Annotated in this window: 13 protein-coding genes; 12 read left to right on the top strand and 1 reads right to left on the bottom strand. The window is 44.8% G+C overall.

The features are described from left to right. The first annotated feature begins 96 nt into the window (after positions 1-96). The 12 genes from NYE58_RS28455 (at position 97) to dnaJ (ending at position 15,324) form a co-directional block, all read left to right on the top strand. Positions 97-1,902 carry a sensor histidine kinase gene (locus tag NYE58_RS28455; protein WP_341003612.1) on the top strand — a complete coding sequence of 602 codons (1,806 nt, stop codon included), beginning with the start codon at positions 97-99 and terminating at the stop codon, positions 1,900-1,902. Beyond that, complete coding sequence (locus NYE58_RS28450; RefSeq protein WP_076219575.1) at positions 1,887-2,654, top strand: response regulator transcription factor; 768 nt, start codon at positions 1,887-1,889, stop codon at positions 2,652-2,654. Before NYE58_RS28455 ends, NYE58_RS28450 begins: the two co-directional genes overlap by 16 nt. 95 nt (positions 2,655-2,749) lie before the next feature. Next, on the top strand, positions 2,750-4,054 hold the full coding sequence (locus tag NYE58_RS28445) for an ABC transporter substrate-binding protein (RefSeq protein WP_076141557.1): 1,305 nt from the start codon (positions 2,750-2,752) through the stop codon (positions 4,052-4,054). Between the two features lie 91 nt (positions 4,055-4,145). Then, positions 4,146-5,030: a carbohydrate ABC transporter permease gene (locus tag NYE58_RS28440; RefSeq protein WP_249267723.1), complete on the top strand. Its 885-nt coding sequence runs from the start codon at positions 4,146-4,148 to the stop codon at positions 5,028-5,030. 61 nt (positions 5,031-5,091) lie between these two features. Next, positions 5,092-5,919, top strand: coding sequence for a carbohydrate ABC transporter permease (locus tag NYE58_RS28435; protein WP_076129699.1), 828 nt, complete (start codon positions 5,092-5,094; stop codon positions 5,917-5,919). A gap of 19 nt (positions 5,920-5,938) precedes the next feature. Then, entirely contained in the window at positions 5,939-8,215 is a 2,277-nt protein-coding gene (locus NYE58_RS28430) for an FAD-dependent oxidoreductase (RefSeq protein ID WP_340392636.1), read from the top strand. A gap of 185 nt (positions 8,216-8,400) precedes the next feature. Further along, the gene (gene hemW / locus NYE58_RS28425) at positions 8,401-9,573 is read left to right on the top strand and encodes a radical SAM family heme chaperone HemW (protein ID WP_076105910.1); all 1,173 of its coding nucleotides are present in this window, start codon (positions 8,401-8,403) and stop codon (positions 9,571-9,573) included. A gap of 93 nt (positions 9,574-9,666) precedes the next feature. Further along, complete coding sequence (locus NYE58_RS28420; protein ID WP_051490987.1) at positions 9,667-10,158, top strand: N-acetyltransferase; 492 nt, start codon at positions 9,667-9,669, stop codon at positions 10,156-10,158. A gap of 103 nt (positions 10,159-10,261) precedes the next feature. Next, complete coding sequence (gene hrcA / locus NYE58_RS28415) at positions 10,262-11,293, top strand: heat-inducible transcriptional repressor HrcA (protein WP_036677493.1); 1,032 nt, start codon at positions 10,262-10,264, stop codon at positions 11,291-11,293. Between the two features lie 48 nt (positions 11,294-11,341). After that, positions 11,342-11,923 (top strand): nucleotide exchange factor GrpE, encoded by a 582-nt coding sequence (gene grpE / locus NYE58_RS28410; RefSeq protein WP_341003610.1) that lies wholly within the window; start codon positions 11,342-11,344, stop codon positions 11,921-11,923. 175 nt (positions 11,924-12,098) lie between these two features. Beyond that, positions 12,099-13,946 (top strand): molecular chaperone DnaK, encoded by a 1,848-nt coding sequence (gene dnaK / locus NYE58_RS28405; RefSeq protein WP_076220088.1) that lies wholly within the window; start codon positions 12,099-12,101, stop codon positions 13,944-13,946. 253 nt (positions 13,947-14,199) lie between these two features. Further along, positions 14,200-15,324 carry a molecular chaperone DnaJ gene (dnaJ, locus tag NYE58_RS28400; RefSeq protein WP_036677487.1) on the top strand — a complete coding sequence of 375 codons (1,125 nt, stop codon included), beginning with the start codon at positions 14,200-14,202 and terminating at the stop codon, positions 15,322-15,324. Positions 15,325-17,179: 1,855 nt separating this feature from the next. Here dnaJ and NYE58_RS28395 read toward each other — a convergent pair. Beyond that, entirely contained in the window at positions 17,180-21,715 is a 4,536-nt protein-coding gene (locus NYE58_RS28395) for a S8 family serine peptidase (RefSeq protein ID WP_341003607.1), read from the bottom strand. Positions 21,716-21,983: the final 268 nt, after the last annotated feature.

Genomic DNA, 21,983 nt, shown 5'->3' with positions numbered 1-21,983 from the left:
AGAGCCGGGAGAATATCCCGGCTCTATTTTTTTAAGCAGGAGCAGATTACAATAGGGGGAAGGATTGTAAGCACATACAAAGTGAGGGGAGTCCTCGTGAAGCGATTATATTTGAAACTTACGCCAAGTACCTTTAAGAATCGGATTTTGTTAGCTTTCTTGCTGTTGGTACTAACACCCATTGCCATACTCGTTCTATATAACTTTAAAGAGACAGAACAAATGCTGCAGGATAATGCGGAAACGAAGAACATAGAGCAGCTTATTGGTATTAAGAATGGTTTTGTTGATCTCATGAGTCTCGTGATGAAAACAGGGTCATTACTCGAACAAGATACGACGATTTTATCGATAATGAAGAATCCCGAGCAATCTGATGAAATCACGAGAAAAAAACTCGTTGAAAACAAGTTTGGAGCGATTGAAAATACATTCTTTATGAGTGGAGCGACGGTGTATTATACATTAATCGACCTTCATGGAAACGCATACACTTCCTTTATGCCAAAGGAAACCTTGAGCTACGACGAAATCCAATCAGAGGATTGGGTTCAAGCATTGAAGCGAGAAGGAACGAATCGATATATATGGAATCCGAATGACAAGAATAATGTGGTCCGGGAAAGTACAACAAGTAAGAAAATGCTTAGTCTTTATGAGGTTATGCGTGATAATGGTTTGAATATTTATGCCTATGCAAGATTAAGTATCGATTATGAGGAGTGGTTTACCAGATCAACGTTAGGGAGTAAACAGGAAGGGGCTTTATTTCTACTCGATGCCTTGGGGGGTGTGATGCTTAATCCGCTTAAGGATGAGACTTTTTCCCCTGATATTGCGCAGAGTATTGTGAAGAGTGCCAACCAGCGGCAGGCGGGGCGTGCTGCATCCATTGTCGACCCGAAGGAGGAGAGTTTATACACATACAGCTACATCGAGGAGTTAAATGGCTATGTAGTTAAAAAGGTGCAGCTAGCACAGCTATTTCTTGAGGTAGACAAGCAGAAACGACGGTTTTTTGGTGGATTTGGAATCATTCTGCTGCTATTTGTTCTATTAACTTTTTTCATATCATCGACGATTACAGTACCGCTTAAGAAGCTACAGAAGAAGATGGAAATGACCGCTAAGACGAATCTCAAAATGAAATTACCCGAGCAAGGGCGGGGAGAGATTCTTGCCCTGACTCAGAGTTTCAATATCATGATCCATGATTTAAATGAGCTGTTGCAGCGACTTCAGCTTGAAGAAAAACAGAAGCAATTCGTTCGATTTCAGGTATTACTTTCGCAGATGAACCCGCATTTTCTACTAAATACATTGAATACGATAAAGAGCATTGCCTTAGATAAAGATGATGATGAAATTTATGGAATTTGTGTTTCACTAGGAAAAATATTGGAGACAACCTTAAATACTGAAGTCGATTTGATCCTGTTAAAGGATGAAATCGTACTAATAGAATCTTACATGGAGATACAGCGGCAACGTTTTGGACATGGGATTGAAATTCAATATGATATCAACGAGGAACTGCAATACGCATTAATCCCTAAATTTTGTCTGCAGCCCTTAATTGAAAATAGCTTGATTCACGGCTTCGGTCAGTCTGTAAAACAAGGGAGAATTGATATCTCCGCTAAAGTGACTGAGCAACAGCTGTATCTGCAGGTTAGAGATAACGGCATGGGGATAGAAAGAGCACAGCTGAATAAGGCTACACGGAAACGTAAAGGAATCGGTGTTCAGAATATTAGGGAGAGCTTGGAGCTGTTGTTCAAGAATCAACGGACAGGTATGGACATTGTGTCATCAGACACAGGAACTGAAGTGATCATCCATTTTCCATTCCTTATTTCAAAACCTTACGATGGAGGTAAGCTCACATGTGGAGAACGTTAATTGTGGATGATGAACAACCTGCGGTTAAAAGTATACGGAAGCTATTCTTAAAGGCTGAAATTCCGTTTGAAATTATAGGTGAGGCGGAGAATGGAGAAGTAGGCTTGCAAATGATTCGTGAGCTGCAGCCTGATGTGGTAGTGACGGATATCAATATGCCGGTGATGGATGGGGTGAAGCTTCTTCAAATTGCGCGAGAGGAAGGCTTCGACTGCCGGTTTGTAATGTTGACCGCATTGAGTGAATTTGAATACGCCCGGCAGGCGCTCGTTTTTGGGGCTTCGGACTACATTCTGAAGTTATCTTTAGATCTCCAAGGTTTGAAGCAGACTATGGGTAAGGTTCAGGCCGAGCTGGAGCGAATGGTGAAGATGAAGAAGGCCGATAAATGGTTTCCTGAGAAGCAACAAACGGGACCGACAGATCATGTGGAGATGAACAAAATTATAGCTTATATTGAAGAACATTATGCTGAGGACATCTCGCTCAAATCCATGTCAGAGTTGATCCGGATGGATGCCAGCTATATAAGTGACTTATTCAAGAAAAAGACAGGGAAAACGTTGACCAATTATATTCAAGAGCGTCGGATTCAGGCTGGGAAAATGCTGCTTGCAGAGACGAAGCTAACAATTAGCGAGATTGGGCAGCAAGTAGGCTTTGAGAACGATAATTATTTTATAAAAATCTTCAAAAAGTGGTGTGGTGTCACGCCAAATGAATTCCGTAAAGAACCAAAAAACGTTCTATAAGTTCCCAAATGTAGTTCATCCCCCAGAATCCGCTCTGATGATAAAGTTATAGATGTAGAGCACAACACATAATCCTTCCAAGGGGGAAGCTATCTATGAAGAAAAAGTGGTATCCTGCAGTGCTTTCTGTCTTATTAGCAGGTACGATGCTGGCTGGTTGTGGGAGTGGTGGAAGTAATGAATCGCAGGGCAGTGCAAATGGAGAACCAGCAAAGGAGAAAATAAAGCTTACGATGTGGGGGGCAGTTCCTGCAGAAGCCGGGCCTCAAGCTGTAGTTGATAACTGGAATAAAGATCATCCAGATATTCAAGTCGAGTATATCCGTAATGTAAATGACGATGCAGGCAACTTAAAGCTGGACACTGCTTTGATGACCAATCAAAACATAGACCTTTTCATGAACTACGATCTTGCTCATTTACAGAAACGTATGGATGCAGGCGTTGCCTTGGATCTAAGCACGAAAACAGATTATGATATCGACAGCCAGATCGGTGAGGACGCAGCGATGTGGAAAATCAATGATAAATACTATGGGATTCCTACAAAGAAAAACATGGCGTTTGTATGGTTGAACAAAGATATGCTGGATGCAGCAGGATTACCGATTCCTGCGGTGGACTGGACTTGGTCAGATCTTGAGGAGTATGCGAAGAAGCTAACGAAACCTGGTGTGTACGGATTATTGCAGGCAGATTCCTCCTTCGCAACAACGATGGACGGTACGCTTGCTGGAATGGGTGTGAAACAGGCGGATGGTACTTCAAACTTTGGAAATGATCTCTGGAAACAGCAACTGGAAATATTGCATAACATGATGTTCGTGGACAAATCCACACCGGAATATGGGGAGCAGCTGACCAGTAAAATGCCGGTTGACACCATGTTCCTGCAAGGCAAAGCGGCAATGCTGGCAGCAGGTGAGTTTATTTTCCGCAATGCGAACAACTTGAAGGACTATCCGCATGATTTCAAAACCGCGTTCGCCGCTATTCCAAAAGTGAATAAAGATCAAAAGGATTATAAATATTCGGGCGGTGTTGGCGACATGCTTGCTCTTAATGCAAAGTCCAAGAACCTGGATGCGGCTTGGGAGTTCGCAAAATGGTATGCGGATGGCGGTATGCTGCCAATGGCAAGCGGGGGGCGTATTCCAGCCTCTAAGAGTGTGGACAGTAAGGAAGCGATGAGCCTTCTCTTGAATGGTGTAGAAGACAAATATGATACAGATTCAATGAATAATATTGTATTCGGCAAATTCCCATCCTTCCAGCTAAATGTACCTCAACAAGCCATTGATGCACGTAAAGAAGAGTATGAAAAATACTTCTTAAATAAGCAAGATATTGATACCACGATGAAAAATATGCAAACCCGTTCGCAAGAGTTAATGAAATAAAGAAATAGCTGGCACAAAAGAGAAGGAGGAAGAATTCTTCGTTCTTCTCTTTCGTGTACCCATTTTTCAGCATACGAAAGGCGGCGATACCGTGAAGCGGAGAAGCTGGATGGACAGACAAGGCTGGATCGGCATGACTTTTATTCTCCCGAATATGATTGGTATTCTCTTATTCTTTGTGATTCCTGCAATCTTTTCCTTTGTCCTGATGTTTACGAATTATCAATTTTCAAATCCGAATTGGCAATTTACCGGGCTGGATAATCTCAAACGGTTGTTCCATGACGATAATTTCTATGCCTCGATCAAATATACGGTGATATTCCTGATATCGGTTCCAGTATCGATGGTGCTCGCTTTTATTGTGGCGCTATTTCTAAACCGCAGTGTGTATCTTAAAGGATTATTGCGTGGAATGTTTTTCCTGCCGTATATCTCTAGTGGAGTAGCCGTTGCATTTGTCTGGATGCTGCTATTTCAGCCTTCACAGGGACCCATCAATGAACTGCTTCGCTGGATTGGCATAACATCGCCGCCAGGGTGGTTTGCGGATACGGAAACCGCAATGTATGCCATTGATATCGTACAGATCTGGCTGATGCTTGGCTACAATATGATCATATATTTAGCAGCACTACAGGAAATTTCGACAGAACAGCTGGAAGCTGCCCGGATCGATGGTGCAAGCACATTCAAAACAACATGGAAAATTGTATGGCCTCTTGTTAGTCCAACAACTTTTTTATTAATGATTACCGGATTAATTATGACGATGAAATCGTTCTCGATTATTCAAGCCATTACGGCTGGAGGACCTAGCGGAAGTACGACGGTCTTATCACTATTCGTTTATAAAACAGCATTCAGTTATTACGATATGGGATACGCTTCAGTCATTTCATGGTTCTTGTTCGCCGTCATTCTCGTCATTACAGTCATTCAGTGGATCGGCCAAAAGCGCTGGGTTCATTACTAAATAACCCTACAAAGTGGTGCTTTGCGCGACCCCGAAACCATAAATTAAAGGAGCAGGCGGTATGAATGAAAAAGCAGGAAACATGAAGGTGAAGCTGCCAGTAACGATCATCATGTTTGTTCTAGGACTATTTATGATTGTGCCTTTTCTATGGATGCTCAGTACATCTTTTCAGACACCTGCCGAGGTGTTTAACGAATGGCTGCCTTCATCTCTCAACTGGAGCAATCATATTCGGGTGTGGACAGGAAGTTATGATTTTGTTCCGTATTATTTAAATTCACTTAAGATATCGATTATTGGAACTGCGGGAGCTGTGTTTCTATCTGCCCTTGCCGCTTACGGATTTTCACGTACTTCGTTTAAAGGGCGGGATGGCCTATTTGTCATATATCTATCCATGATGATGGTTCCACCGCAGGTGCTTTTTGTTCCTAAGTTTATCATGTTTAACTGGGTTGGGATTTACAATACGCATTTGGCCCTAATCCTTCCAGCCATGTTCTCGATCTTCGGTGTATTTATGCTTCGGCAGTTCTTTATGGGCATTCCTAAGGAAATTACGGAATCTGCTTTTCTGGATGGAGCCGGTCATTACAAAATATTTTTCCGCTTAATTCTGCCATTGGCGAAGCCGGCAATCGCTACGTTTGCTATTCTTGATTTCTCCTGGCAATGGAATGATTATGAGAATGCGCTTGTATTTTTGCAGAGCCCTAAGCTATATACCATTCCGCTTGGATTGCAGAATTTTATTCTTGAGAACAATGTGGATTACAACGGGATGATGGCCGCTTCGTCGGCTGCGATCATTCCAATGATTGTTATCTTCTTCATAGGTCAGAAATATATTATTCAAGGAATTTCTAGCTCGGCTGTGAAAGGCTAACTATAGGAGGGATACTGACATGAGAACAGAAACGGTTAAATCCGATGTGACAGTGGTCGGGGGTGGACTTGCAGGGATGAACGCGGCGATTGCTGCAGCACGTCTTGGGTTAAAGGTAGCACTGGTACAGAATCGTCCTGTACTTGGTGGTAACTCGAGTTCAGAGGTTCGGGTATGGGTATGTGGTGCAACAGGACATGGTGTAAATCGCTATGCACGTGAGACAGGCATTATGGGTGAGCTGTTCATCGAGAATCAATACCGGAACCCGGAAGGGAATCCATATCTATGGGATCTAACCTTGCTCGAAGCGGTGAAGGCAGAATCGAATATCAGCTTGTTCCTAAATACCGATGTACGTGAAGTGGAAGCGGAAGGTGAGGCAGAGGAGCGTACGATTCAGAGTGTAACCGGCTGGATGATGGGATCTGAGCGTTTAATCACGTTCGAGAGCGATGCTTTCATCGATTGTACGGGTGATGGTTTAGTGGGCTTCCTAGCAGGAGCGGATTTCCGATTAGGACGTGAAGCCCGTCATGAATTTAATGAGGAATGGGCACCAGAAGTGCCTGATAATATTACATTAGGCAGTACATTATTATTCTATACACAGGATACTGGAAAACCGGTACGTTATGTTGCACCCTCATTCGCGAAGGATATTACAACAACGTCTATCCCGATCCGCCGGGTCATTCGGAGTGGGGATTCAGGCTGTCACTACTGGTGGATTGAGTGGGGCGGCGAGCTTGATACGGTGGATGAGAATGAACGTATACGTGATGAACTATCCTCTGTTATTTATGGGATTTGGGATTATATCAAAAACTCAGGCCATTTTGATGCCGAGAATATGACGCTTGAGTGGGTTGGCTCGATTCCGGGTAAACGTGAATACAGACGATTTATTGGCGATACGATTCTAACGCAAAATGATATTCTCGCGCAGCGTGAATTTGCAGACCGTATTGGATTTGGTGGCTGGTCGATTGATCTACATCCCCCACAGGGGATGTACGCACAAGAGAGTGGCTCCAAGCATCTGCATGCGGACGGGATCTACCATATTCCATTTGGTTCGCTATATTCGAAGAATGTGCGGAATTTATTCTTCGCGGGTCGTAATATCAGTGCATCTCATGTGGCTTTTGGAACAACACGTGTTATGGCAACCTGTGCGATCATGGGTGAAGCAGCTGGAGCAGGTGCAGCTTTATCCGTCATCAAAGGTGTGACCCCACGTGAAATTCGCGAGCAGCATATGCATGAATTGCAACAGGTGATGTTAAAGCAAGATGCTTCGATTATTGGATTACGTAACGAAGATCCACTGGACCTCGCCAGAAAAAGCGAGATTCATGCATCCAGCACGTTGAATGGTATCCTGCTGGATCGTCCAGCCGAAGCTTATGAGCTTTCTCATGATGTAGGGATTTTGTTTCCGGTTGAAGGAAGTATCCGTGGGTTAAGGCTGCTTGTGTCAGCAAGTATTCAGACGCAGCTGACCGTGGAGATCTGGACGACTGGACGCGCGGAAAATTACGTGCCGGCGGAGTGCAAACAGGTTGATGTTATAACAGTACAGGCTGGAGAGCAGCAATGGATTGAAGTACCGATACAAGAGGAGAAATGTAGTCTTATCGGTGAATGTAATATCTTCGCTATTATTCGAGCTAATGAACACCTTCAATTGCATATTTCAGAAACCCCAATCACTGGTGTCATTACATTTGAGCGAGGTGCTAAATCCGTTGTTGATTCAGCGCTGGAGGATCATCAGCCAGATCAGCCGGTGATAGAGTGGAGCATGAAACAACTTGTACGCAGGCATTTCTGCTTTGCAGTAGAAACATCGGCATATGCTGCATCTAAAGTCATTGATGGGTATGTTCGACCTTTCGCGGGACCACATAGCTGGGTTTCTGAGCCGATGACCGCGGGTAGATCGGAGTGGGTAGAGGCGCGTCTCCCGGATGCTGCTCCAGTCTCCGAAATCCATTTCACCTTTAATGATGATGTCAATGAAGATCTCATCAACTTACATCACCATGAAACGCCATTTCTAGTGATTCCTGAACTGGTAAAGAACTATGATGTAGAGCTGCTCATTGATGGCGCGTGGCAAGTCATGCTCCGTGTCAAAGATAACCATCGCCGGAAGAATGTTCATCGATTAGAGAAGCCTGTCCTTACAGATGCTGTCCGGATCGTTATTCATGAAACTAACGGTGGAGTACATGCCGAACTTGTGGAAATGCGGATTTATCAAGAAGCAACGGCTTTGCCGTCCTTATAGGGACGGTATCCGTTTCTGCGGGAAATACAAAATATATAGGATAACGTAAAACTTATACTTTCTTATATTATAAAATAGAGTTCATTTATAAATGAACGCCCTCGGAGGGAAGCCGTCAGGCTTCCCTTTTCTTGTTTTTTAGATTACACTATTCAAACGATATTTTTATATAAAGGAGACAGCTAATGACAACGAAGACTAATGGCCGTCCCCCTGAGGCTGTATACATTCATATCCCTTTTTGTACCAATAAGTGCTTTTATTGTGATTTTAATTCCTATGTTCTCAAGGATCAGCCAGTTATGGATTATCTCGAAGCTTTGGATCGGGAGATGGAGCAGACCGTCAAGAACACCCCTCCGGGTGTTATCAAAACGATCTTCGTCGGCGGAGGCACACCCACTGTTTTAAAACCTGATGAAATGGCTTATTTCTTAAAGTCTGTTCGCACGCATTTCCCCAACTGGGATAAAGATATTGAATTCTCTATGGAAGCTAACCCTGGAACAACGGATCTGGACAAGCTGACGGTTATGAAAGAAGGCGGCGTGAACCGGGTGAGTTTTGGTGTTCAAGCATTTCAGAACGAGCTGCTCACAGGTATCGGCCGGATTCATAATGTAGATGATGTATACCGGAGCCTAGAGAATGCACGTGCAGTTGGACTAAATAATCTTTCGGTTGACCTGATGTTTGGGCTGCCTAATCAAACTGTTGAGATGTTGGGCGAAAGTATCCGCAAGGCGTTGGAGCTGGATCTACCCCACTATTCTATTTACAGCTTGAAGGTGGAGGAGAATACTCTTTTTCACACGCTGTTTAATAAGAACAAGCTTCCTCTTCCTAATGAAGAAGATGAATTGCAAATGTACCTCCTGTTGATGTCCTCTATGAAGGAAGCGGGTTACAATCAATACGAGATCAGTAACTTCGCGAAACCAGGAATGGAGAGCCGCCATAATATCACCTACTGGCGTAATGAAGATTATTATGGTCTAGGAGCAGGAGCACATGGATATGTGGGGCGTCAGCGGCATATTAATGTTAAGGGCGTAAATCCATATGTAGAAGCCACACGTAAAGGGCTGCCACGACTGGATGCATACCCAATCTCAGAAGCAGAAGCGATGGAAGACTTTATGATGGTCGGCTTGCGTATGCATGAGGGCGTCTCTAATGAAGCTTTTCAGGCGCAATTCGGGCGTTCAATAGAGGAAGTATTCGAGAAATCCTTGCATAAAATGCTGCATGCAGGGCTGTTGGAACAAGAAGCAGGGGTTTACCGACTCAGCAAGCAAGGAATCTTGTTTGGGAACGATGTTTTTGCTGAATTTGTAGGCGCCCTGACAGAAGTTTAATTTTAAAATACCCCTTGAATTGTAATTCACTCTGTTGTATATTTATTCATATTATCAACAGAGGGGTGAACCAAAGTGCTTGCCAAGACGGAAATGATTCGCCATTCGTCTCCAGCGGGAGACGCACAGGTGATTTGTAGAAATGCTGTGGTAGAAGACGTTGAGCCATTGTATCTAATGATAGAAGAGTATGCCCAGCGCGGCATCATGTTGCCCCGTTCCCGGCAGGCGCTGACACGCCAGATCGATCAATTCGTAGTTGCCGAAATCGAAGGCAGATTCGTAGGCTGTGGTTCACTTTTCAAGCTCGGGAATGATCTCGTAGAGATTCGTTCAATTGGATTGAATGATGAAGGCAAGGGTAAAGGCGTAGGCTCCATGATATTGGCGAAGCTGGTCGAGGAAGCTAGGAACCAGAAAATCCCAAAGGTAATGGCACTAACCTATGCTGTTGATTTTTTTCTTAGAAATGGATTTGAAGTCGTCCAGAAAGAGATTTTCCCTGAAAAAGTATGGACAGATTGCGTGAATTGTAAAAAGCAGCATGCCTGCGATGAAATAGCAGTGCTTAAGATACTGAACTGACTTGACAATGTCAATGTCAGTTTGGTATTTTTGTATTAGTGGTTAGCACTCATCTGAGTCGAGTGCTAACGAATCGGAGCCACAGCCGATAGGAGGGAATAACATGTTAACTGATCGCCAGAGAATGATACTAAATGCAATTGTGGATGATTATATTTCATCGGCAGAGCCAGTAGGATCTCGCAGCATTTCTAAACGGGGAGATGTAGGATACAGTCCGGCTACGATTCGAAATGAAATGGCTGACCTAGAGGATTTAGGTTATCTCGAGCAGCCTCATACATCGGCGGGAAGAATTCCTTCCCATAAAGGATACCGATATTATGTGGATCATTTGGTACCGTGGAATTCCGCCGAAACGGCAGAAATGGGCACGATCCGCGCTTTTTTTGCCGAGAAGCTAAATGCAATGGAGCAGGTAATCCAACATGCGGCGATGATTCTTTCCAATATGACGAATTATACTTCCATCCTGCTGGGACCGGAGGTTTTTCATACTTCATTGCGTCATTTTCAGTTGTTACCATTAGATGATACAACCGCTGTGGCCATTATCGTCACAAGTACGGGGCAAGTTGAGAATCGTACGGTGAACATTCCGCCGGAGATTTCTGTTTCCGAGATGGAGAAAGTGGTTAACCTACTGAATAGTAAACTGGTCAATGTACCACTCTATAAGCTGAAGACTCGGCTCTATTCCGAGCTTGGCGAAGAAATGCAGCGTCACATCTCACATTATGAAGAATTAATGCAGGTGCTGGACACCGCGCTGGAAAGCGATCAAGAGCAGCGCATCTATCTCAGCGGAGCAACGAATATGCTGACACAGCCTGAGTTCAAAGACGTAGACAAGGTGAAGAGTATTCTTGATCTGCTGGAAGAGACACCGACACTGCTCAAAATGCTGGCCCCTACAGTGGGTGGCACAGGTATTCAAGTACGAATAGGAACAGAAAACAATCACGAAGCGTTCGCTAACTGTAGTCTGATCACCGCCACTTATTCACTTGATGGGCAGGCACTAGGAAGCATTGGGATCCTTGGGCCGACCCGTATGGAATATGCAAGAGTGATGGGGATCTTGGGCATTTTATCCCGAGATTTGACAGCGATGCTGGCGCACTGGTATAAGTGAACAGAGTCAACATGATTTCGTGAATGATTTTAAGGAGGTGAAGACAACTTGAAAAAGGAACAAGTTCAAGATTCTAATGAATTCAAAGAGGAATTGATCAATGAGGAGCCTGTGGCTGAAGTAGTCTCAGATGCCGACTCATTTACAGCTGAAAACGTTAGTGAAGGTGCTTCAGATACAGGTGCTGAGGTGAAACGCCTACAGGATCTTGCTGATGAATATCAAGGTCGTGCATTGCGTGCACAAGCTGATTTTGATAACTTCCGTCGTCGTACCCAGAAGGAAAAAGAAGAGCTGGCTCAATATGCTACCTCCAAGCTCCTGACGGAATTGCTTTCCGTGCTGGACAATTTCGAGCGTGCGTTAGTCACTACTCCAGCTAATCTTGAATCCGAAGCTTTCGCGAAGGGCGTTAATATGATTTTCCGTCAGCTGGATGGGGTATTGAAGGCTGAGGGGCTTACAGCTATGGAAACAGTAGGACAGCCTTTTAATCCTGAATACCATCAGGCTATTATGCAGGTTGAGAGCGAGGAGTACGAAGAGGGTATCGTTACAGAAGAGGTTCAAAAGGGATATCTTCTGAAAGATAGAGTTCTTCGTCCGGCCATGGTCAAAGTCAGCATGTAGTCTGTCTATATAGGACGGGCAGTTTCTGCTCGCCATAAAGCAGCAGTGCGTTTGCCTACTATTTATCCGATTGCAGGCTGTTGCCCGGATAGTTTATTATCAATCGAATTTTTTTAATATTTTTATAAATTTATTGAGCTTAGGCTCCATATAACTTTAGAGGAGGCAAATTATTGTGAGTAAAGTTATCGGTATTGACTTAGGAACCACGAACTCTTGCGTTGCCGTTATGGAAGGCGGCGAAGCCGTAGTAATTCCAAATCCAGAAGGCGCGCGTACAACCCCTTCGGTTGTAGGCTTTAAGAAAGACGGCGAGCGTATCGTCGGTGAAACGGCTAAACGCCAAGCGATTACTAACCCTGATCGTACGATCAGCTCTGTTAAACGTCACATGGGTACTAACCACAAAGAAAGCATTGATGGTAAAGACTACTCCCCACAAGAAATTTCGGCAATGATTCTGCAAAAGCTGAAATCCGATGCAGAGGCTTATCTTGGCCAAACTGTTACTCAAGCAGTTATCACTGTTCCTGCTTATTTTAATGACAGCCAACGTCAAGCTACCAAAGATGCAGGTAAAATTGCAGGTTTGGAAGTTCTGCGTATTGTGAACGAGCCAACAGCAGCAGCTTTGGCATATGGTCTGGAGAAATCCGAAGATCAAACCATTCTAGTCTATGACCTTGGTGGCGGTACTTTTGACGTATCCATCCTTGAACTTGGTGATGGCTTTTTCGAAGTAAAAGCTACAAGCGGCGACAACAAGCTGGGTGGCGACGACTTTGACCAAGTGGTTATGGATTACCTGGTATCCGAATTCAAAAAAGAGCAAGGCATTGATCTGAGCAAAGATAAATCTGCTGTACAACGTTTGAAAGATGCAGCTGAAAAAGCGAAAAAAGAATTGTCGGGCGTACTGACAACAACTGTATCGCTTCCGTTCATCACTGTGGTTGACGGCGTACCTCAGCACTTAGAGATCAACTTGACTCGTGCAAAATTTGATGAATTGACTGCTGGTCTGGTAGAACGTACTTTGGGACCAACTCGTCAAGCATTGTCTGATGCTGGTATGACCCCTGCAGACCTTACTAGAATCGTTCTGGTTGGTGGTTCTACACGTATCCCAGCTGTACAAGATGCTATCAAAAAGCTTACTGGCAAAGAACCACACAAAGGTGTGAATCCGGATGAAGTAGTAGCTCTTGGTGCTGCTGTTCAAGCGGGTGTATTGACTGGTGATGTTAAAGACGTTGTATTGCTTGACGTAACTCCGCTTTCCCTGGGTATCGAAACTGCAGGTGGCGTGTTCACGAAGATGATCGAGCGTAATACTACGATTCCTACAAGCAAATCCCAAGTATTCTCAACCTTTGCTGACAACCAACCTAGCGTAGAGATTCACGTGCTGCAAGGTGAGCGTCAAATGGCAAATGGCAACAAGACACTGGGACGCTTCATGCTGAACGAGATTCCACCAGCACCACGTGGCGTGCCACAAATCGAAGTTTCTTTCGATATTGATGCCAATGGTATCGTAAATGTATCTGCAACAGATAAAGGCACGAACAAGAGCCAAAAAATCACTATCACTTCTTCCAGCGGCCTGAGCGACGCAGAAGTAGAACAAATGATGAAGGATGCCGAGCTTCACGCTGAGGAAGACCGTAAGCGTAAAGAACTGGTGGAAGCGAAGAACGGTGCTGACCAACTCGTGTATTCTACTGAAAAAGTAATTAAAGACCTTGGCGATAAAGCTGATGCTTCTGATGTTGAAAAAGCAAATGAAGCTAAAGATAAAGTTAAAGCAGCACTTGAAACTGACAATCTTGAAGAAATCAATGCAGCTACAGAAGCATTGACTGAGATTGTACAACAGTTGTCCATGAAGCTGTACGAACAAGCTGCTCAAGCTGAGCAAGGTGCTGAAGGTGGCGATGGAGCCGCTGAAGGCGCTCCTAAAAAAGATAATGTAGTTGACGCTGACTATGAGGTTGTTGACGAAGATAAGAATCAAGGGTAACCTTATACGATAAGTGTAATAGGAAACTGATAAATTCTTATATAGTTAAGAAGGGAAGGTCAAAACCGGGTCATCCCGTGTTTTGACTTTCCTTTTGTAATATCAGATTGCACACTCTTTGCGAATGCGCCTTCTGATATTGTAAGAATAAACATCGCTGAATCTGGATGGTCAGATCCTGAGGTTTTATCGTATAATGGTTTGTTTGACAGATAATAAGGAATTTGAGTATGTATGCACGGAGGTGAAAGCAGTGGCAGATAAACGCGATTATTATGAAGTGCTTGGCCTTAGTAGAGATGCTTCAGACGATGAGGTGAAAAAAGCGTACCGGAAATTGGCGCGCCAATATCACCCAGACGTGAATAAAGCAGATGACGCTGAAGCTAAGTTTAAGGAAGTAAAAGAAGCTTATGATGTTCTTAGTGATGGACAACAGCGAGCTAGATATGACCAATATGGCCATATTGACCCTAACCAAGGTATGGGCGGCTTCGGAGGCGGCGGTGGTGGCGACTTCGGAGGGCTTGGCGATATCTTTGATATGTTCTTTGGAGGCGGCGGACGCCGTGATCCTAACGCACCGCAGCGCGGTGGGGATTTGCAGTATACCATGACCATTGAATTCAAGGAAGCGGTATTCGGCAAAGAAACCGATATTACTATTCCACGTACAGAAACTTGCGATACCTGCTACGGCTCCGGGGCTAAACCGGGCACTAAACCAGAGACTTGTTCCGTATGTCATGGTAGTGGACAACAGGAATTCGTACAGAATACACCGCTTGGACAGATGCGTAATCGTCGTCCTTGTTCACATTGCAGTGGTACAGGTAAGATTATTAAGGAAAAATGTACGACTTGCGCCGGACAGGGTAAGGTTAAAAAGCAACGCAAGATCCATGTGCGTATCCCGGCCGGTGTTGATGACGGTGCACAGCTGCGCATGACTGGCGAAGGCGAAGGCGGCTTACGCGGCGGTCCTGCTGGAGACTTGTATATTGTTATCCGTGTTAAATCGCATGATTTCTTCGTGCGTGAGAACGATGATATTATGTGCGAGGTTCCGCTTACGTTTGCACAGGCAGCACTTGGTGATGAGATTGAAATTCCAACCTTAACCGAAAAAGTGAAGCTGAAGATTCCTGCCGGAACGCAAACAGGCACTTTCTTCCGCCTCAAAGGTAAAGGTGTTCCACGTCTGCGCGGATCTGGCCAAGGTGATCAGCATGTACGGGTAATTGTTGTGACACCTAGCAAGCTCAATGAAGAGCAAAAAGAATTGCTACGCCAGTTCGCTTCTCTGAACGGAGAAAACACACATGAGCACGAGCAGTCCTTCTTTGATCGTGTGAAACGTGCGTTTCGCGGGGACTGATATCCTAACTCATTCATTCAGTAAATGAATAGAAAAAGACAGCAGAGCAGCGATCCTCCCGTTATTGGGGGATCGCTGCTCTGCGTTTTTGTTTAGCATGAGATTATGGCAGGGCCATTTAACTAACCTCATGCAATTCTTTGGATGAGCTGTGATGCTGGAACCTGCGGAATTCTGCGTGTTTGGCTAACTCGGCCAATCCCGTAACCCCGGTAAACCTGGTAACGCCGGTAAATTTGGTAACCCCGGTGACCCCGGTGACCCCGACAAGCCCGGCAACCCCGGCAACCGCGAACCGCGAACCGCGAACCGCGAACCGCGAACCGCGAACCGCGAACCCTGTAACCTTGAAACCCCCGACTGGTCTGCCAGCTTTTTTAACACACTATCTGTTTTGAATTATCTACGTGTGCTAACGGACCCAGTTGACGCTATTTGCAAATTTATCGCCTTTTGAGCGAAGTTTCGGACTCCAGTGCAGCTATTGCCCAGAAAAGCGCTCATATTTGGTGCTTTTCGTGCTAATAGCGACTATGGGGTCCGTTGGCATGGCAAATGTCGCATAATCCAGCGTTTAAGTGCAACAGTGTCCGATAGCGCCGAGAATAATCATCTGAGTGGATGGGACCCGGAGAAGCTGGAGGCATACGGACCCAGTTGACGCTATTTGCAAATTTATCGCCTTTTGAGCGAAGTTTCGGACTCCAGTGCAGCTATTGCCCAGAAAAGCGCTCATATTTGGTGTTTTTCGTGCTAATAGCGACTATGGGGTCCGTTGGCATGGCAAATGTCGCATAATCCAGCGTTTAAGTGCAACAGTGTCCGATAGCGCCGAGAATAATCATCTGAGTGGATGGGACCCGGAGAAGCTGGAGGCATACGGACCCAGTTGACGCTATTTGCAAATTTATCGCCTTTTGAGCGAAGTTTCGGACTCCAGTGCAGCTATTGCCCAGAAAAGCGCTCATATTTGGTGTTTTTCGTGCTAATAGCGACTATGGGGTCCGTTGGCATGGCAAATGTCGCATAATCCAGCGTTTAAGTGCAACAGTGTCCGATAGCGCCGAGAATAATCATCTGAGTGGATGGGACCCGGAGAAGCTGGAGGCATACGGACCCAGTTGACGCTATTTGCAGATTTATCGCCTTTTGAGCGAAGTTTCGGACTTCAGTGCAGCTATTGCCTAGAAAAGTGCTCATATTTGGTGCTTTTCGTGCTAATAGCGACTATGGGGTCCGTTGGCATGGCAAATGTCGCATAATCCAGCGTTTAAGTGCAACAGTGTCCGATAGCGCCGAGAATAATCATCTGAGTGGATGGGACCCGGAGAAGCTGGAGGCATACGGACCCAGTTGACGCTATTTGCAAATTTATCGCCTTTTGAGCGAAGTTTCGGACTCCAGTGCAGCTATTGCCCAGAAAAGCGCTCATATTTGGTGCTTTTCGTGCTAATAGCGACTATGGGGTCCGTTGGCATGGCAAATAGCGCATAATCCAGCGTTTAAGTGCAACAGTGTCCGATAGCGCCGAGAATAATCATCCGAGTGGATAGGACCCGGAAGACGCTGGAGGCAAACGGACCCAGCTGACGCTATTTGCAGATTTATCGCCTTTTGAGCGAAGTTTCGGACTTCAGTGCAGCTATTGCCCAGAAAAGCGCTCATATGTGGTGCTTTTCGTGCTAATAGCGACTATGGGGTCCGTTGGCATGGCAAAAGTCGCATAAATCAGCGTTTAAGTGCAACTGTGTCCGATAGTTGCCTCGTATACGCCGCAGATGTGACCTTAAGACGAGAAAGCCCCAGCAGCCAAATGGCTGCTGGGGCTTTCTTTGAGAGTTCAACTAGATACTGGTTAAGAACGTAGGTCCTCAAACACACGGCTCAGAATGGTTGCTGCTTGTGCACGAGTCAGAGTGCCTTGTGGATTGAAGTTGTCCGCACCAACGCCCTTGAGATAACCTTTGCTTACAGCATAGGCTACGGCGTTTCGTGCTTCTGCAGCGATGTTATCGGCATCCTTAAAGCTCAAAGGAGTCTTAGCCACTGTAAGATCAGCGCCTAGGGCCTCAGCAATGATAAGGGCTGCTTCTTCGCGAGTCAGCACATCGCGTGAACCACTTTGTTTGATACGTGCATTCCAAGTGTCACCTTTTCCGAGTAGACGGTCGAAGAGCGTTAGCAGTTCCGCTTGATTTAAGGTGTCAGCAGGCTTGAAGCTGCCATCGGTTCCTTTGCCGGCAATGATGCCATGAGCAGCAAGAACTTCGATATCGCCTTTAGCCCAGTGTGTGCCGATATCCTTGAAGCTTACATTACGGGATGCCACGCTATAAGAGCCGTCGCCAGTAACTGTAAACTGTAGAATACCTTCTTTAGAGAAAGATCCAGGTTGCAGATAGGACCATTTATGATCCTTTGTTTCTGCATAGGCGGCAGTTTTTCGAGCATCACGTAGACTGCTGTCTTTTAGATTAAGCTGAAAGGTAACCGGCTTTCCGGTTGTCCAACCATTTTTGATGGTAAGAATGGAAGAACCAATATTGATCGCAGCTGAGCTTCCTGATAACACTGCTGCATCACTAGCATCAGCAAGACTTATCGTAAGCAACAAACCACTGCTGCTAATGAAATCCGGAAGGGTTGCCGCTGGAATAAGAACATTGAACCCATTACCGTTAAGGCTGAGTGCATTCTCCGATTTCTTCAACTGTTCAGCTTGCGCCGGGGTAAGCGTAATAACAACTTGGCTATACTTATTGAAATTCACATCGCTAAGATCAAGTACAGAAGTCTTATCTTTTGCATTCTGAATCGAATTTGTTAATGCAGTATCTAAGATATTAAACACCGCTGAAGCTTTACCACCAGCTGGATCGGCTGTCTCTACTAGCTTCCCGGATTTCGAAGAAGGTCCAGGAGTGGGAGTGCTGGCTGCTGTAGGTACATACGACTCAGAAGATGGAGGCGATGTAGGCGATGTAGGCGATGGTGTCGGTGTTGGTGTTTCTGTTGGATCTGGCGTTGCTGATGGTGTTGGCGTTGGTGTAGGTTTTTCAGGTGTGTTTACAGTTACACTTACTGTTCTCAAACCAGATGGGATAGTTGATGTTGTGGCATCATTCCAAATCTGGACATCATATAGCTCAAAGGAATAATCTCCTGCTGTTGCTGGTTCGAAGGTTATTTGGGCTAGTGAGCCAGAGCCGTGATAAGCACCTCCTGACAGATTGACACTATATTGTGTCAGTTTGTGGCCGTCTCCAAGGTCATACGTTTGTGAATATTCTGTAAGTGGAACACTAGAGAAATGCTCCTCTTGATACGTAACCAGTTGTACGCTTGGCTGGATTACTGGTGTTTCAAGGGAATCATCGTATATGACACCGAATGAAGCCCCATAGACGCCATAAACCTCGTCTGTCACAGAATAATCTAAATCAACGGTCACAGATTGTCCTACTTCAATGGTGGATGCAGAAAGAGCCGGAGTTACTGTGAAAGTTCCGTCCCCTGTGCTATAAAGCAGCCGCTGAACGTAATCATCGTCGTCTGCACCATTGCCAACTTTATCGACCACATGGACTTTGTACTCATTTAGCCCCTCGTTAACAGGAACATCAATGGTAAAGGCACCGTTATTTGCAATCACACCGCCAAATTTATAAGCATTCCCATCATAATGTTTGCCTTCGGCATATACGGTAAACCAGTTTCCAATAGGGTTTGTATTAGAAATATAATAGGCCATTAGGTCATCATCAATGAAACCACTAATTTGTGCCACGCCAGGATCGGTTGGCGCTTCACGTTCATACTCCTCAATGGTGATGCCAGAAACTTGCGGCTTCTCGGTATCAATTGTGAACTCGGTCTTTTGTTTCTCAAGCAGTTGCCCATTGGGAAGCACAGGAATGATGTAGTAGTGACCATCTGCTAAAGTAGACTTGGCGGAGGTCTCCAGGTCTGTTAATGTTCCATCCCAATTTGGAACTTCGTATACACCACGATAGATCTTCTCATCGATCGCATAAACTTCACCTAAAACTGTTGCAGGAGCATCTTTTGAAGAGGCAACGAAACTTATGCCTTCCAACTCTTCATTGACAGAAAAGGAAAAGGTGGTGTCGTCGGAGCGACCATCACCATTAGGTGAAATTTGTGGACTTTCAAAAGAGAGCTGATTAATAGGTGCTACATTAAATTGGTCACCTACAACAACGTTAAATGGCAGACGAAGGGTTTCTGTATCAGAGGTAAGTAACAGGATGCCTTCATGTGCGCCCTCTTTTGCTGTTTTAGATACATTGAGTGTGAATTGTGCATATTGATCTGCCCCTGAGGTAACGCTGTTTGGTGCAAAATCAATACTAATATCAGTAGGAGCTTCTGTCAGCCATTTGGTGGACAGGGTGTATGTTTCTCCATTCCCTTTAAAGTCCTCTACATAGACAGCTTTCGTTACAGTAACACCCTTTGGCTGTAAGCCGAAGGATAAGGAACCTGTGTAATAAGGAATTTCAACAGTACCCGGAAGACCGCTGTTAAGGATCTCACCGACTTTAGCAATGGATTTAGCGTTTATCGACTTCTCCAGATTAATTAAACCTGCACCTTGTTGGTACAAGGAGTAAGAATTCCCATCACGGTTAAAAATAGGATCAGCATTGTTCATCAGCAGAGCTTTAATTTCATTTGGCTTCAGATCAGAGTTTTTACTCAGTAACAAAGCCACAGCTCCTACAACATGTGGGGTTGCCATGCTAGTGCCATTTTTTAAGCCGAAAGCATGGTCATAGTTCCCATCCCAGCTAGGGATCGTCGAGTTGATATTGACTCCGGGCGCTACAACATCAGGTTTTATTAGATAATCGGGCATCCCTGGACCCATAGAACTGAAGTTTGCTAACTGATTTACTTCAAGCGCTATATAGTAACTGATTATATCTTTAGCCGCAGCCATCTGAGTTTTTATTTTTTTGCCATCGGCTTGACTGATTCCGTAGGTAGGAATGTAATCCCCAGGCGCACCAAGGGTGGGGCTGATTTCACCAGGCTCATTATTGGCAATCAGCAGAAGCTTCGCACCAGCAGCTTTGGCATTAAGAGATTTGTCTGAGAAGCTCAGCGAGCCCCGATCAACAAGCACTACCTTATCTTTGACATCCAGATTTTTGTAATCGGAAGGACTCCCAAGACCAGCGAAAACGATCTTACTGCCAGCAATATTATCGATTAAATCTGGGGAGTAACTGGCTAATGTTCCGGGAATCTTTTTAACATCGCCAATATCAAAGAAAGGGGTATTTATCGGAGTAGTAGAAGCTCCAACACTAAGCGCGAGTTGGGCACCAGCGGGTTCGCCCAGTGTTCCTGCATCAGGACCAGCGTTACCGGCGGCAACAATAACGTTCACGCCCGATTTTACGGTATTGTCTATCGCGATTGAACTCGCGGAATAGCTTTGGTTGACACTAGAGCCTAGAGAAAGGTTAATAACATCTGCTCCGTCATCGACTGCTTTCTCAATACCCGCAATTACATCCGCTGTGGAACCAGATCCATAGGGACCAAGTACGCGATACGCATACAATTCTACCTCAGGTGCCACATCTAAAATTGTCCCGGCAACGTGTGTACCATGCGAGGTTTCGTAAGGAGTACCTGCTCTTGGAGGGAAGTTAGCATCAGGGGCTGTTTCAGCCGGATCATCATCCTGATCATATACATCATAGCCACCCTTATAATTATCTTTTAACAAAGGGTGATTCTTATCAATACCAGTATCGACAACAGCTACCTGTATATCTTTGCCTGTGTACCCTAAATCATGTAGTTTGTCCGCGCCTATTAGCTTGCCGCTGTCTGAATAGGAACGTGTAACAGGTAATGTCGCTACTTCAACACTGTCTGCTAGTGCATGTACTTCTTCATTTGGATAGATAGCCGCAACGCCTGGAAGCTCTAACAGCTTGTTTACTTGATTGGCTGGCAGCGTAATGGAATACCCGTTAAAAATCTCACTGTATTCAAAACCGATATCGGCATCGATTTTCTGTGTTGAGGAAATAAAGCTTTTATGCTCTGAGATAATTTTACTGCGTTGTGAGGAGACTGAGGATCGTAAAGAATAAGTTTTTGCCTCATTTACATACACACTGACTGGTTTATTAGTCAATTCCACAATTACTGAAACTGGTGCTGAACCTTTGAGTATTCCAGCATAGTTATGAGGGGTTACACTTTGAGACTGTACATCCGTAACCAGGGTTGAAGATTCAAGGGATGAGTTCGCAAATGCAGCTGATGGAAAAAGAACAGACACAGCCAGTCCGAAGCTTGCCGCTCCAATACCAAATCTTTGAATAGAGTGTTTAAAGGTACGTTTCAAATAAGTTCATCCTCCCAAATGAATTTTTTGTATTGCAATGTGTCTGTGGTTCTCCTCCTCAATTTAAAATGTAAAAAATTATGAAAATTAAATTTATTCTACAGCTATAACTTCAAATCGAATATACAACTTTAGTACCATATTGCAGCGAAGCGTTGAAGAAAATGTCGAATTCCTAGTAGATAAGTGGAATATAAGAAAATCAGAGCATAAAACAAGTGAAATTAAGACAATATAAATGAATGCAACAGATATCTGAATTTCAAGC

The sequence above is a fragment of the Paenibacillus sp. FSL L8-0708 genome (assembly GCF_038009325.1).
GTDB classification, from domain to species: Bacteria; Bacillota; Bacilli; order Paenibacillales; family Paenibacillaceae; genus Paenibacillus_AQ; species Paenibacillus_AQ odorifer.
Note: the sequence above shows the minus strand (reverse complement) of the source record. Positions and strands in the feature narration are given on the sequence as shown.

Excerpts from the sequence above, each read along its gene's own strand:
- NYE58_RS28450 (WP_076219575.1), top strand. The coding sequence starts at position 1,887 with ATGTGGAGAACGTTAATTGTGGATGATGAACAACCTGCGGTTAAAAGT.
- NYE58_RS28445 (WP_076141557.1), top strand. The coding sequence starts at position 2,750 with ATGAAGAAAAAGTGGTATCCTGCAGTGCTTTCTGTCTTATTAGCAGGT.
- NYE58_RS28435 (WP_076129699.1), top strand. The coding sequence starts at position 5,092 with ATGAATGAAAAAGCAGGAAACATGAAGGTGAAGCTGCCAGTAACGATC.
- NYE58_RS28430 (WP_340392636.1), top strand. The coding sequence starts at position 5,939 with ATGAGAACAGAAACGGTTAAATCCGATGTGACAGTGGTCGGGGGTGGA.
- hemW (WP_076105910.1), top strand. The coding sequence starts at position 8,401 with ATGACAACGAAGACTAATGGCCGTCCCCCTGAGGCTGTATACATTCAT.
- NYE58_RS28420 (WP_051490987.1), top strand. The coding sequence starts at position 9,667 with ATGATTCGCCATTCGTCTCCAGCGGGAGACGCACAGGTGATTTGTAGA.
- hrcA (WP_036677493.1), top strand. The coding sequence starts at position 10,262 with ATGTTAACTGATCGCCAGAGAATGATACTAAATGCAATTGTGGATGAT.